Source organism: Treponema rectale (assembly GCF_014202035.1).
GTDB classification, from domain to species: Bacteria; Spirochaetota; Spirochaetia; order Treponematales; family Treponemataceae; genus Treponema_D; species Treponema_D rectale.
Window position 1 is genome coordinate 701,816 of record NZ_JACHFR010000002.1, and the last position, 14,709, is coordinate 716,524.

Here is a 14,709-nt window from a genome sequence, read left to right on the forward strand (position 1 = left end):
TAATGTCATTTTCGGGCACGACCCGAAAATCCCCCTGCAAGAGATTGCCGCATCAAGTGCGGCAATGACAGGGTGTCGAGCACGGCAATGACGATATTTTTTTGGTCATCCCTCTTTTTTTAGAAGCAGTTCATTATTGCATCGATAATTTCTTCAAAGTACCAGCTCTGTTCTTTTCTGTTGTAAAAGCCGAATTTTTCTTCATAAGTGTTTGCGGCATTCCAGTCTCCGTTATCCCAGAGACAGCAGCACATTCCGTATTTTTTTGATTCACTTATAAAATTTGTAAACCACTTAATCCGTTCCTGAGTGTTGTTTTTATTGGTTGCGCCGTATTCTCCGATTACGACAGGAATTCCATTGGAGATGAATTTTTCATTCAGCTGTTCAAAGGTTGCATTAACTTCTTTTTTGTGACTTTCTGTGAGGACTGTTTCTCCAGGGGTCTGCATTGCAAAAGCGTATGGAGTATACATATGTACTGAAAGAAGAAGTCTTCCAGATTCTGTATCCTGAGGCATCTTGAAAATATTTGAATCGAGAACGCTGTGAGGTGCTGCAGCAAGCCCTGAAACCATTACAAAACGCAGGCTGTTGTTTCCTCCTGATTTTCTGATTGCATCAAGGGCAACCTGATTAAGCCGGTTCAGTGTCTGGGCGCCGTACTTACAGTCATTACAGCTGTCGGACATCCACCACTCATGTTCGTGTTCCCTGAGGCGCGGTTCATTCAGCAGTTCAAAAATAAGATGCTCGTCATATTCGTTGTTAAAGGTTTTGCTTATCTGGGTCCATACATCTTTTATAAACAGCATGCTTTCGTTCCAGCTTACCATATTAGGATAAAAGCCGTCTCCGTAGCCGATTCCTGAGGGACTGGTATAGTTGTCATGGTGAATGTTTATTATAACGTAAAGTTCATCTTCAATAGCCCAGTCTACAATCTGTTTAACACGGTTCATCCAGGCTTTGTCAATTTTATGATTCTTTCCTGTAATATGATTTGACCAGCTTACGGGAATTCGTATTGTTTTAAATCCTGCCTCTGCTATTCCGTCAATCATTTTTTTATCGGTAAGAGGCTGTCCCCAGCTTTCCTGAGAGGCAAGTCCGGTGCATCCGTTTGCATCCAGGGTATTACCCAGATTCCAGCCGGTTTTCATTTCCTTTACAAGCTCTGCTGCCGTAATCTGACTGAACTGTTTGTTTTTACTCTTTGCATTCAGCATTGAAGCTGCGCAGATTAAGATGAATGCTGCTGTTAAAATCTTTTTCACAAATTCCCCCTTAAATAAAAAAAATCTGTCATTTTTTTATTGTATGTAAATAAAGAGTAAGGGCTGTTTTTTCTCTGAAATATAAAAAATTTGCTTTTTATTACATGAATTTTATAAAAAAAACACTTTGGTGATATTTTTATAAAAAATCCATTTTTATCATTTAATCAAAAAAAAGGGAATCTCTAAAAATTGCAATTTTTAGAGATAACTCTGAAAGAGCGATGTTTTAAGTCGTGACATTACAACGACTTAAAACTCGTCGGCATTCTCTAGAAATATACATTACTGGATTTCTAGAGATGCCCAAAATAATAAGGTGGAAGACGTGAATAAGGTAGAAGGAAGTTTTGTAAATCTTGACGGTGAAAAATTTTATAAAATAGAAAACTACGATTTTATGAATGATTTTTTTATGACCCTTACAAGTTCCTCTGATGTATGGAATTTTTTGTGGGCTCAGGGAGGAATTACTGCCGGAAGAAAAAATTCTGACAATGCATTATTTCCCTATGCAACCTGTGATAAATTAAGTGATTCTAAAAATACTACCGGTTCTGTTTCCATCATAAAGATTATGAAAGAAGGCAAGCACGGTAAATTCTGGCAGCCTTTTGAATCCCTGCTTTCTTCTTCGGCAAACAGGTATTTAAAGAACATTCACATTAAAAGAAATATTTATAAAAACCTCAACGGTACGAAAATCTGGTTTGAGGAAGTTAATGCAATGGAAGGTCTTTCTTTCAGATACGGATGGACTTCAAGCAGAAAATTCGGTCTTGTAAAAACTGTACGTATAGAAAATTTTTCAGGAAAGAAAGTAAGGCTTCAGATTCTTGACGGCTGTAAAAATATTTTAAGTTCTTCAATTACGGCTGATATGCAGTCTTCAAAAAGTGTTCTTCTGGATGCCTATAAAAAATGTGAGGTGGATGATGAGGCAAATATGGCTTTGTTTTCCCTCTCTTCAGTTGTAACGGATAAGGCTGAGCCGAGTGAATGCTTAAATACAAATGTCTGCTGGTTTACGACTCATGATAAAATAATTCTTTCAGAGAATGCAGTAAGGGATTTTATTAATGAAGATCCTGTCGTAACAAGACCTGAACTTCTGGGTAAAAGAGGGGAGTGCTATATTCTTCATGAAAGTGAATTGAATCCGGGACAGGCGGAATGCTGGGAGCAGGTACTGGATGTAAATCTTGATGCCTGTAAACTGGCTGAACTTAAAAATACCATAAGTGACAGACGCTATGCATGGAAGCTTCTTGAGGATGATATAAAGGAAACGGATGCAAAGCTTGAATCTTATATAGCCGCTGCTGATGGAATTCAGAATTGCGGAAGCGAAATGACTGCTGCTCATCACAGAACCAATGTAATGTTCAACATTATGCGCGGCGGAATTTTTGCAGACAACGGAAAAATTCATCTGGATGACTTTACGCGCTTTGTAGAAAAACGGAACTGTAAGCTCGCTTTGAAATTAAAGAAAGTTTTAGTTCAGGATTCTGTTTTAACTTATGATGAATTCTATAATGCCGTAAAGGATTTTGAAAATCCACAACTTCTGCGCCTTTCTATGGAATATGTTCCTGTTGCCTTTTCGAGACGTCATGGAGATCCGAGTCGTCCGTGGAATAAATTCAATATAGAGGTAGAAACTTCTGATTCAAAGCCTGTGCTTAATTATGAAGGAAACTGGAGGGATATTTTTCAGAACTGGGAAGCTCTCGTGTGGTCATATCCTCTTTACGTAAGGAATTTTATTTCCATCTTCTTAAATGCAATGACGATTGACGGCTTTAATCCTTACAGAATTTCCAGAGACGGTCCTGACTGGGAAGTTCCGGAAAAAGATAATCCCTGGTCTCAGTACGGTTACTGGACTGATCATCAGGTTATTTATCTTCAGAAGTTCCTTGAGTTTTATTCTGATTTAGACAGGGATGGACTGTGCAGTCTTCTGGGAGAAAAAGTTTTTACTTCTGTGAATGTTCCATACCGTATAAAGTCTTATTCTCAGATTCTTGCAGATCCGCGGCATTCAATTGAATTTGATTATGAGGAAGATAAAAGAATCCGCAAACTTGAAAAAGAAATGGGTGCTGATGCCAGACTTGTACTTGATGAAAATAAGCAGCCGCGGCTTTTTTCATTTACAACAAAAATAATTCAGGTGGTTCTTGGAAAAGTTTTAAATCATGTTCCGGGCTGCGGAATATGGATGAACCTTCAGCGTCCTGAATGGAATGATGCAAACAATGCTCTTGCCGGTTATGGAGCTTCTGTGGTTACCCTTTGTCAGCTTTACAGAATGCTGGAATTCCTTGCAAAGCTTTACAGGGACAATGTTTCTGATGTGGAACTTGATTTCAGGGTTTATGACAGCCTTAAAAAAACAGCAGGGCTTTATGACGGTTATGGAATCCGTGCTGTTTGTGATGCTTTTGAACGAAAGAAGTTTGTTGATGAGGCAGAGAAAATTTTTGAAGCAGAAAGGAATGCCTTTTATAAAAATGAAGGCGGGGAATCAGTAACGGCATCTTCGGAAGAAATTTCCAGCATGCTTGTAAAGATTCTTGCTGTGGTCAAGCAGTCGATACTTATGAATAAAAGAAGTGATTCTCTGTTTCATTCCTATAACATTCTTAGTTTTGAGGAAGATAAAATTGAATGTTCTCATCTTAAGCTTATGCTTGAAGGGCAGGTTGCCGTTCTTTCTGCAGGCGTTCTGGATAAAAAAGAAATAAAAGAACTTTGTGCTGCCTTGCGTTCAAGTGAACTTTATGAAAAGCATCAAAATTCTTATCTCCTGTATCCTGATGTTCATCTTGAGCAGTTTACCCGAAAGAACTGTATTTCTAAAGAGGAAGGAGCTTGTGTTTCTTCATATTTGAAAGAAGACTGTAACGGAGTATATCATTTTGATTCTTCCATCAGGAATGCAGAGTGTCTTGAACAGAAAATTGATTCTCTTCCTGAGTCGGAGAAACCTTCACCGGAAGAAAAGAAGGCTTTGTTTGAACTGTATGAAAAAACTTTTAATCACAGACAGTTTACGGGGCGTTCCGGAAGTTTTTACGGGTATGAAGGACTGGGATGTATTTACTGGCATCAGGTTTCAAAACTTCTTCTTGCCGTTCAGGAAAACTGCAGGCTTTATCCTGAATTACGGGATTTTTATGCAGACGTGAAGTCTGGTTTAAGCAGTGCAAAATCTCCGGAACTTTACGGAGCCTTTCCTTTTGATCCGTATTCTCATACTCCATATATGGAAGGGGCAAGACAGCCTGGTATGACGGGACAGGTTAAGGAAGAAATACTTGCCCGCTGGGGAGAACTTGGGGTTTCTATAAAGGATTCCTGTGCTGTGTTTAATCTTGCTGCAGTTGATAAAAATGAGTTTAATTCGGAAAAAAGTGTGGAATTTTCATGGTGCGGTGCAAAAATTTCGTATTTTAAGGCTGATTTTGACAAAATTTCAGTTTATTTTAATGAGAAATTGTGCGAGAATATAAATGGAAATGCGCTGACGAAAGAATTGAGCCGGAAGCTTTTTTCAAGAAACGGAGAAATTCATCATATAGAAGTTTATTCTGATTCCGTAAAATTATAGCGGAAGTGAATTGTCCTGAACTTTTTTGGAGTAAGCCCTGTTATTTTCTTAAATACGCTGATGAAATGACTTTCCGAACTGAATGACAGATAGTTGGAGATGTCAACCGGTGTATTGTCGGTGTATATCAGCAGGTTTTTCGCTGCTTCAATTTTTTTAGTGGTTATGTACTGTGCGATGGTAATGCCTACTTCACTGTGAAACAGTTTGGACAGGTAGGAGGTGCTCAGGGAAGAGACTTCGGACAGTTCATCAAGAGAGATTTTAGAATGAAGATTGTCGTAAATGTAGTCGATGCAGAGGCTTATCGGTTTGGAGTAAACCTTTCTTGTCTTCTGCTGCTGCATTCGTTTTACGTAAGCCTCGGTCATTTCTTTATGAATCTGGTGGATTCCTTCCTCCGACGAGCAGTGGTCAATCTTCTGAATGTAAATATCGCTGAGGTTGTAGGCAGATTCCATTTCAAGTCCGCCTTCAATGCAGTATCGCGTGATGAATGCAACTGTGATGATAAGATGGTATTTAAGGTTTCTGAGGGGATTGTCACTGAGCTTGCCGAATCCTTCAACGCACAAAGGTTTGAACAGCCGTTTCATTTCTTCCATGTCGCCGTTTCTGATGCTCTGGTAGAAGGCCATTTCCCTGTCGTACGGGATATGGTTAATCATGTATTCCCTGTTTTTAAATTCAATGCGTGTAAGTTCTTCTTTAATACCCATGGAAGACTTCTCCTTCAGGTGAAATGTAAAAAGCTAAAATATCTGATATTTTTCATAAAAATCTGATATTTATCCGCTATATACGGACTTAGACTTTTTCTATGAAGGCGGGTATTTACTGGTGGTTCGGTTGTATCTGCCCCTTCGTGGATAATATTTTAACATAGAAAATAATTTTTTAGGAGGAAAATATGAAAAAAATTATTTTTTCTTGCGTCGCTGCAGCTACTGCACTGACTGCAATGCTGGGAATTGCTTCATGCAGCAAACAGAAAAGGGGTCCTATCGGAGTTTCAAAAGGCGGAAAGGTTCTTAACATTTACGTATGGAACAACGAATTTAAGGAAAGGTTTAATTCTTATGTTGCAGAGAAACTTCCTGCTGATGTAAAGGTTAACTGGGTTGTAAATGCCAGCACGGACAATGTTTATCAGAAAAAGCTTGATGATGCCCTTCTTCGTCAGGCAAAGACAGAAAAGGACAAGAGAGTTGATATTTTCCTTGTAGAAGCTGATTATGCTCTTAAATATGTAAATCAGACAGCTACTGTTGATGTAAAGAAAGAAATCGGTCTTACTGATGAACAGCTTGCTCATCAGTATAAATATACACAGGACGTAATGACTGATTCAAATGGTGTTCTTAAAGGTGTTTCATGGCAGGCAACACCAGCCGGCTTGATTTACAGACGTTCAATTGCAAAGGCTGTTCTTGGTACGGATGATCCTGAAAAAGTAGGTCCTATGCTTGATACCTGGGAAAAGTTTGATTCTGTTGCAGAAAAAGCACACAACCAGGGATACTTCATGCTTTCAGGTTATGATGATGATTTCCGTGCATTTTCTGACAACATGAAGACTGCCTGGGTAACAAAGGATAGAAAGATTAACATTGATCCTCAGATTACGAAGTGGATTGAGCAGACAAAGAAATATACAGATCTTGGATATAACAACCGTGCTAAATTGTGGTCTCCGGAAAGCAACAAGGGTATGACAAAAGACGGTAGAGTATTCTGCTACTTTGGTCCTGCATGGTTCATTGACTTTACAATGGCAGGAAACTCTCTTGAAGACAAGGATGGACCGAAAGTAAAAGGAAATGGTTCATACGGAGACTGGGCATTCTGTAAGGGTCCACAGTCTTTCTCCTGGGGCGGAACATGGATTTGTGCAGCTGACGGAACAGACAATATTGATGAAATTAAAACTGTAATGGAAGTTCTTTGCTGTGATGATGAAACAATGACCGATCTTGCAAAGTCTTATGGTGACTTTACAAATAATGTTCCTGCTATGGAAGCAGTTGCAAATAGCAATTACAAGAATGAATTCCTTGGCGGACAGAATCATATCAAATTCTTTGTTGAAGCTGCAAAAGCAATTGATAGAAGCAATATCTCCATGTACGACCAGACTATGTCAGAAAAAATCCAGACAAGTATGGCTGACTACTACAATGGAAATGTAACTCTTGAAAAAGCATGGGAGAATTTCTACACAGCAGTAACAGAAGTTCATTCAGAATTGAGTAAATAAAAAAAGTCGTGTTGGAGGTCCGTTATGGATGGCGAAAATAAAATGAAAAAGAAGAAAAACATTACCTATGACAGGTGGGGATATTTTTTTATAGCTCCATTCTTCATTGTGTTCATAATTTTTTCTCTTATACCTTTGCTCTCAACATTTGCAAACAGCTTATTTGAGAATTATAGAATTGGACTTGAAGAAGTTGGACCGAATTTTATCGGGCTTGAAAATTACAAGAAGGTTTTTGAGTCAGATATTCTCCGCTATACAAAAAATACTTTTGTCATGTGGATTCTTGGTTTTATTCCGCAGATTTTATTTTCGCTGGTGCTGTCTGTCTGGTTTACTAATTCAGAGTTAAGGCTCAGGTTCAAGCAGTTTTTTAAAACTGTTATTTATATGCCTAACCTTATCATGGCCAGTGCATTTGCAATGCTGTTCTTTACATTGTTTTCACCGGAGGGACCGGTAAACAGCATCCTTATAAAATTCGGACTTATCACGCAGAATATCCGCTATTTTGAATCTACAAACTGGGTTCATGTGCTTGTTGCCGTGATGAACTGTCTTATGTGGTACGGAAATACGACAATTCTGCTTATGGCCGGTATTATGGGTATTGATGAAAGTCTGTTTGAGGCAGCCCGCATTGACGGTGCTTCACCTCTGCAGATTTTCTTCAGAATCACTCTTCCTCTGCTCATGCCGATTTTTGTTTATGTAATCATTACAAGTTTAATCGGTGGTATTCAGATGTTTGATATTCCTCAGATCCTTACAAATGGAGAAGGGGTTCCTGACAGAACAAGCATGACTATCATCATGTATTTGAATAAGCATCTTACAAATAAGAATTACGGTATGGCCGGTGCAGTTTCTGTTCTTACTTTTGCAATTACCGGTATACTCAGCTTCTCTGTTTATTCGATTACGATGAGACAGTTTAAGAATCCTAAGGGAGGAAGAAAATGATTCGTTACGGTACTTTTATGACTCTTAAAATAAGACGGATACTCTGCTATCTTGTTATGATATTTCTTGCAGTACTTTCACTGTTTCCGTTTTATATTCTTATTATAAATTCAACAAGAACTCATTCTCAGATTCAGATGGGATTTTCGTTCTTTCCTGGATTAAATTTTGTAACAAACCTTCGCAATCTTCTTGCTGATGAAAACACACCTATTGTTCAGGCAATGTTTAACAGTGTTTTTGTTTCTCTGATGTCAGCAGTCCTTACTACGTATTTTTCTTCCATGACTGCATATGGAATATATATGTACCACTTTAAGGGTAAGAACTTTGCGTTTAAGTTTATTCTTGCAGTTATGATGATTCCTGCACAGGTTTCTGCATTAGGTTTTATTAAATTGCTTGAAAACATTATGATGCTTGACAGTCTTGCAGCCCTTTATATTCCTGCAATAGCATCGCCGGTTGTATTCTTTTATATGTATCAGGCAATGCAGTCAACGCTTCCTGTTTCAATAGTAGAAGCAGCCCGTGTAGACGGTTGCAATGAATTTCTGACTTTTAACAGAATTGTACTTCCGATGATGAAGCCGGCAATAGCAGTTCAGGCAATTTTCTCTTTTGTAAGTTCATGGAACAATTACTTTACACCTGCACTTGTAATCGACAGTGATAAAAAGAAGACGATTCCTATTCTTATAGCTCAGTTACGTGGAGCAGACTACAAAAGCTTCGACATGGGCCAGGTTTACATGATGATCTGTATGGCCATAATCCCACTGGTAATCATTTACCTGATACTCTCAAAGAGCATAATCAGCGGAGTAACAGTAGGAGGCGTAAAGGAGTAAACGCGACAGCGTTTACGCAGAAAAAAAGGGGCTGTCCAAAAAGTATGAGTCATTGCCGTGCTCGACACCCTGTCATTGCCGCAGTTGACAGCCTGTCATTGCCGCACTTGATGCGGCAATCTCATGCAGGGGGATTTTCGGGTCGCGCCCGAAAATGACACTTATAAAAGTTGTTGACAGCCCGAAAATGACATTTATAAAAAGTTGTTGACAGCCTGAAAATGACACTTTTTGAACTTTTTGGTCATCCCTCGCAGTTGAGTATGAGTCATTGCCGTGCTCGACACGGCAATCTCTTGTATTGAGGGGATAGTACAACCCCTCAAAACGGCGGATTACTTACTAATAGAAATCATTTCATCAATAAGCGGTTCAAACCACCAGCTGCAGTTTTTTCTGTTGAAGTAACCGTGACACTCACCGCTGTTAATATCTCCGTACCCGCCGCTTGCAGTTGAGATATTCATATTATCCCAGAGAATTACAGGAACGGATGACTGCTTTGCTTTTTTATAATAGTATTTGACCCACTTAAGACGCTCTGCCGTATTGTTTTTATCAGAAGCACTTGCTTCACCCATAACGACACCGTAACCTTTTGAAACCCACTGACTTTTTAATAAACTGAATAAATAAGAAATGTCATTTCCTTCATCGTCATCTTCAAAAGTGGAGTCTGCCGTTGTATTCATGCAGAAATCATAAGGACAGTAAGCGTGGACGGCGATTAATAATTTATCAGCCGCACTGTCATTGGGAACAGTCCAGTTTACAGAATCGTAGGGAGAAGCAGCATAGTAAGGAACCATTATGAACCTGTCTGTGTTTTTTGAACCGGAAGCCCTGATTGCATTTAAGGCAGCCTGATTGTAAGAAGAGATAACTTTATTCAGGTCAGAAATATTTTCTGGTGCTGTAAATCCGTCGTTTGCAGAATCTCTGTTCCGGGGTTCATTCAGCAGTTCAAATATAAGGTTCTGGTTGTACTCCTTAAAGTATTCGGCAACCTGTTTCCAGACTGCGGTAATATATTTTCTTGAAGTTTCCTGTTCTGCGGTATTTGTGTTTACTGTATAGCCGTAGGTTGTTGATAGTTTTGCTGATGTGAGATTGTCATGGTGAATGTTTATAATTACATACATTCCTTCGTTTATGGCGTAGTCTGTGACTGTTTTTATCCTGCTAAGCCACTGAGGATCTATTGTAAGGTTTGAGTCTGTAATATGGTTGTGCCAGGATACAGGAATCCTTATTGTCTTAAAACCTTTTGCTGCTACTGCCTTTATCATGGACTGTGTTGTATACGGCATACCCCAGCTTGTTTCTGTGGATACTCCTTTATTTTCTTTGCTGCCTTCTGACTGAGCATCAAAAGTATTTCCCAAGTTCCAGCCAGCCTGCATTTTTTTAGCAAACTGAATGCTTGTAGTTGAAGAAGAAACAGGCGTGTCTTCCGGAAGTTTAGAAGACTCCTGCTGAGGTTCTGCGTTTCCGAGACAGGCTGATAAAACAATTGCAGAAGATACAGTCAGCAGTGTTTTAATAAGTGCGGTTTTCTTTTTCATTTTAATCTCCAGATTCTTCAAGATGACTGTCAATTTGAAATAAATAAACGGGATGATGTTTGAATGTATCATCCCGTTTATTAACAGATTTATATTTTTTCTGCTGAAAAATTACTTTTTCTTTTCCTGAGTTTCAATTTCTTCGACACGGATGTCATCAAAAACAATTGTATGCTTTTTATTTATGATTTTGTCAGAAACTGCACCCATGGAAATCGTAAAGATTACATTCGGATCAGAATCTCCTCCCATTACGAAGGTCCATTCATAATCTTTAAACTCTTTTCCGACTTCAAAGCGAAGTGTGTTTGAATACGGGAACCAGTTGTCATCTTTTGAACCGTCTCTCTGAAGAGCAAGCATGATTGTGCGGTCAAGGTCTGATTTTGCCTTAAGTGAAATCTTGTATTTCTTTCCTTTTTCAAGAAGACAGCCGTTCTGCTTAAGCTGAATCATCCAGTCAAGGTTTCCTGTTTTTTCAATGGTTACGCTTGCCTGTTTTGATTCTCCGCTCTGGATTACCTCGCATGCAGCACTTGAGTTCTGATGGGCATATAATTCCCAGCCGGTAAGTTTGCGTTCAAAACTTCCGTTTGCAATAACTGCATTTTCTTTTACATAAACATTGTCTACGTAAAGCGTCTGGCCGTCACTTCCAAGAAGAAGCTCGAAGTCAATTTCGCAGTCCTTTTCCGGTGCAAGTGTCCACTGATAATGACCTGGTAATGCAGGCTTTCCTTTTTTTGAAGAAGAAGGAAGCGGCATGATGCGTTCAGTTTTTGTGATTCCTGCAAAACGGGCGGTGATGGTTGTTGTTTTAGATGAATAAGCATCAAATTTTACAACATAAGTTTTTCCGCCTTCAAGTTTAAGGCCTGTTTGTTTTATGATGACATCTTCAGGTTTTGCTTTTTTAGGAGAAGTTACGCAAAGCATTCTAGCCCTGTCTTTTGTAACTTTGATTTCTGCATTTACTTTGTTTTCAATTGTCCATTCGCCAAGACGGTTTTTTCCTTCCTGAAACTGTCCGTTATAGATGTAGTTTCCGTCAGGAAGACTTCCTTTTCCAAGAGCAGCATAGTCAATCTCTCCGATTTTTTCGAGGCGAACGTTTGCGATGTGAATTGTTGCCGTTGAATCCTGTGCACCGCAGTTGTATTCAATACGGCAGGCCGGATCAGAATCAGCTTCCATTTCGAATTCCCATGAGAAGTGCTGGGATTTAGTTGTAAGCTTAACTTTTACATCTCCAAAGCGGCGTTCGTAACTATTGTTAGGTGCGCTGATGCCGGTAATCATTGTGCGTGGTGAATCAGCCCATGCATCAAATGAATAGCGGTATTTGAATCCCATGTTAAGAGGTACATTCGGCTGTACATACTGAATTGAATATTCAAGGGAACCTTCTTTTTCTGTTTTGATTGTATGGTTCTTTCCGTCAGTTTCAACAGATCCTACACCGCCTCCGGCTTTTAAGAATTCCCAGGCAGTCTTGTTTGTGGACACCATGTTTCCTGAACTGTCAGTTTTTGCAACAACAGGTGCGTGTTCCGGTTTATCAACATCTTCGTTGTAGGATTTTTTCTGATAAACCTTTACATAGTCAACGTACATTTTTGCATCATCGAGTTTCGGATCAAAGTTTGTCGTTTCATCAGGATATCCTACCCAGCTTCCACCTACTGCAACGTTAAGAATTATGTAGAAAGGCTGATCGAATGGAGCAGGATAAGAAAGTTCTCCGAAACCAGGACGTTTTGTAAACCAGTCATTTACTTTTTTATAGAGCTTGCCGTCGCAGTACCATCGGATTTCCCCCGGTTCCCATTCAACTGCAAAAACATGGAATTCATCTGCAAAATTATGAGCTTCTTCTACTTCATAAGTTCCCTGCTGCATTGCATGTGGTTCTCCAAAGTGAAGTGTTCCGTAGAGTTTGTTTGTTTCGTGTCCCAGAACTTCCATGATGTCTATTTCGCCGCATTTAGGCCACTGTCCGTAATAGGTTTCGTCTCCCGGCATCATCCAGAAGGCAGGAAGAAATCCAGGTCCCTTCGGAACTTTAAGCCGGGCTTCAAATCGTCCGTAAGTGAACTCATGCTTGCCCATTGTATTGATTCTTCCGGAAGTATATTCAACAGTTCCGTTTTTATTTTCTTTTTTCAGAGCCTGAATTACAAGGAAGCCGTCTTTTACGTAAGTATTTTTTGATGAATCATCGTAAGACTGAAGTTCTGCATTTACCCATCCAGGTTCATGGAATTCAAAATTCCAGTCCTTCATGTTCAGTTTTTTTCCGCTGAAGTCTTCCTGCCATACAAGATCTGCGTCCGTGTACATTGACGTCTCCTGTGCGAATGCAAGTGTTCCGCATAAAATCGTACTGCACGCAAGCAAACCGATTTTATTGAATTTCATTGTTCCCCCTTAAAAGCCTTTGTGGTAATCCTGTGACAGAAAGTCTCGGACTTCAGCTGCAGGCTTTAGAAAGCAAGCTGCCGGTGATATCCCGCCACGTTTTTTTGATTTTGTGTTCGGAAATATTTTCCTATGATTAATTTTAAGTCGGATCTGTATGAAAAATATCAGTTTTTTATGAATAATATTAAAATATTACTGGATGATTTGTATAGACAAAAAAAAATCTTGTAAAAAAAAGCCGCCGCAGCTGTTGAAGTTTTGATTCAAGACATTCTGCGGCGGCAAGGGGTTTACTTTTTAGAAAAGAAGCTTACTTTGTTCTTGTGATTGTGAATTCAGTAAGTGTCAGGGTTTTTGCAGTACATTCTGCATCGTTATTTCCGATTACAAACATGAAGTCGTCTGCTGTGTCTGAACCGAATGTGTATTCACCTGTAATTACAAATCCATCTGCTGTAAAATTTGCATTAATGGCTTCACCGAATCCACTCCACTCTGCTGTAAGGAACTGGATGTTTGCTTCAAAAGCTTCATTTGCTGTACCTTTCATTGTGATGGTGTAAGCTTCTCCTGCCTTTGCGCCTTCCGGAAGATATTTGCTTCCTGCCGGTGCAAACTGGATTCCGTGGCTTACTGCCGGGTCACCCCAAATATTCTGAGGAATGCTGATTGTAAGATCATCTCCGGCTGCTGTGTAAACTGTTGTTCCGATTGCCGGACGTTCATCTTCAGCAGGATCAGATGATTCGGCATAGGTAATTCCGGTAAGAATCTGTTTCTGCTGTTCTTCAATACACATTTCTTTCCAGTAGCTTACGGAAGGATCAGTATCAATGAGGTTACCCTGAATGATGTTTACTGCTTTTTCATCGTCTACGTTTGCAGTAATCTTGATGTAAATTGCATCGTTTTTTGTTACTTTGTAATCTGCAAAGAGAGGTACTTTTGCCTGGTAGTCAGTTCCGTAGCTGTTTTTAGGAAGAGTGATGTTTTTTGTATAATGTTTTGCTTCTCCGTCATTAATGATGTATTCAATGTCTACATTAGAAAGTGTAACGCTCTTGTTTAAGGTTGTTTCTTCATAGTTGAGTACCAGCTCTACAGAGCCTTCTGCCGCACCTGAACTCTGTGCCCAGAAAGTAAAGTAACCGTCTTTTGCTTCAGGTTCAGTAAGTTCGATGTCATCATCAGGATCAGCTACAGGATCACCGAGGTTTGTGATGCCAATCTTTTTAAGAATAAAGTTTCCGCGGATTCCAAATCCGTTTTTAAGAATTTTAAGGCTTTCTTCAGTTACTACAAAATAATAAATACCTTTTTCTGCAGCACCGTTTAATGTTTCGTAAACACCTGGATGATCTGCATTTTCTTTAACAGGAAGTTTTGTACCTTTTTGGTTGTAGTATTCTTCTACATTACAGTCAGACCATCCTGAAGCAACCATGAACTTTGCATATTCACCGTTGATGTCGATTTCGAAAATAACTTTTGATCCGACCTGAAGGCGGGAAGCATAATCTTTTGGAATGTTGATTTCTTCACCCCAGCTTGTTTTAACATCTGCCGGTTTTTCCAGTATGGTTGCACCTTCCCAGATTGAATCAACAGGTTCAACATAGTCAGGGTCTTCTCCTCCTCCGCAGGAAACAAATCCGCCAAGTACAGCTGCCATTGAGGCAACAGCCATGATTTTACGTAAAATCTTTTTCATATTAGAATTCCTCCTTATTTATCTATGGGATTTCCCCACTTTTTG

9 protein-coding genes are annotated in these 14,709 nt (G+C 39.4%); 4 read left to right on the forward strand and 5 right to left on the reverse strand.

The annotated features are described in order from the left end of the window. Window positions 1–119 precede the first annotated feature (119 nt). Entirely contained in the window at window positions 120–1,277 is a 1,158-nt protein-coding gene (locus HNP77_RS07520) for a glycoside hydrolase family 5 protein (protein WP_184652559.1), read from the reverse strand. A gap of 328 nt (window positions 1,278–1,605) precedes the next feature. Between HNP77_RS07520 and HNP77_RS07525 the strand changes: the two genes are divergently transcribed. Further along, on the forward strand, window positions 1,606–4,896 hold the full coding sequence (locus HNP77_RS07525) for a hypothetical protein (protein ID WP_184652560.1): 3,291 nt from the start codon (window positions 1,606–1,608) through the stop codon (window positions 4,894–4,896). Here the strand turns inward: HNP77_RS07525 and HNP77_RS07530 are convergent. Continuing rightward, a complete protein-coding gene (locus HNP77_RS07530) occupies window positions 4,872–5,615 on the reverse strand; it encodes a helix-turn-helix domain-containing protein (RefSeq protein WP_184652561.1) in 744 nt (247 codons plus the stop codon). The genes HNP77_RS07525 and HNP77_RS07530 overlap by 25 nt on opposite strands. Before the next feature lie 191 nt (window positions 5,616–5,806). On the opposite strand from HNP77_RS07530, the gene HNP77_RS07535 reads away from it, so the two are divergent. From HNP77_RS07535 to HNP77_RS07545, 3 genes are read left to right on the forward strand one after another with little or no spacing between them, the layout of a single operon-like run. Beyond that, the gene (locus HNP77_RS07535) at window positions 5,807–7,153 is read left to right on the forward strand and encodes a type 2 periplasmic-binding domain-containing protein (protein ID WP_184652562.1); all 1,347 of its coding nucleotides are present in this window, start codon (window positions 5,807–5,809) and stop codon (window positions 7,151–7,153) included. A 24-nt stretch (window positions 7,154–7,177) separates the two neighbouring features. Then, window positions 7,178–8,116, forward strand: coding sequence for a carbohydrate ABC transporter permease (locus tag HNP77_RS07540; protein WP_221266549.1), 939 nt, complete (start codon window positions 7,178–7,180; stop codon window positions 8,114–8,116). Further along, window positions 8,113–8,967: a carbohydrate ABC transporter permease gene (locus HNP77_RS07545; protein ID WP_184652563.1), complete on the forward strand. Its 855-nt coding sequence runs from the start codon at window positions 8,113–8,115 to the stop codon at window positions 8,965–8,967. Before HNP77_RS07540 ends, HNP77_RS07545 begins: the two co-directional genes overlap by 4 nt. A gap of 335 nt (window positions 8,968–9,302) precedes the next feature. On the opposite strand, the gene HNP77_RS07550 is transcribed toward HNP77_RS07545, so the two are convergent. From HNP77_RS07550 to HNP77_RS07560, 3 genes are all read right to left on the reverse strand, one after another. Beyond that, window positions 9,303–10,532, reverse strand: a complete 1,230-nt coding sequence (locus tag HNP77_RS07550; protein WP_184652564.1) for a glycoside hydrolase family 5 protein — start codon at window positions 10,530–10,532, stop codon at window positions 9,303–9,305. Between the two features lie 111 nt (window positions 10,533–10,643). Beyond that, window positions 10,644–12,950 carry a carbohydrate binding domain-containing protein gene (locus HNP77_RS07555; RefSeq protein WP_184652565.1) on the reverse strand — a complete coding sequence of 769 codons (2,307 nt, stop codon included), beginning with the start codon at window positions 12,948–12,950 and terminating at the stop codon, window positions 10,644–10,646. 313 nt (window positions 12,951–13,263) lie between these two features. Beyond that, window positions 13,264–14,664: a hypothetical protein gene (locus tag HNP77_RS07560; protein ID WP_184652566.1), complete on the reverse strand. Its 1,401-nt coding sequence runs from the start codon at window positions 14,662–14,664 to the stop codon at window positions 13,264–13,266. Window positions 14,665–14,709 lie beyond the last annotated feature (45 nt).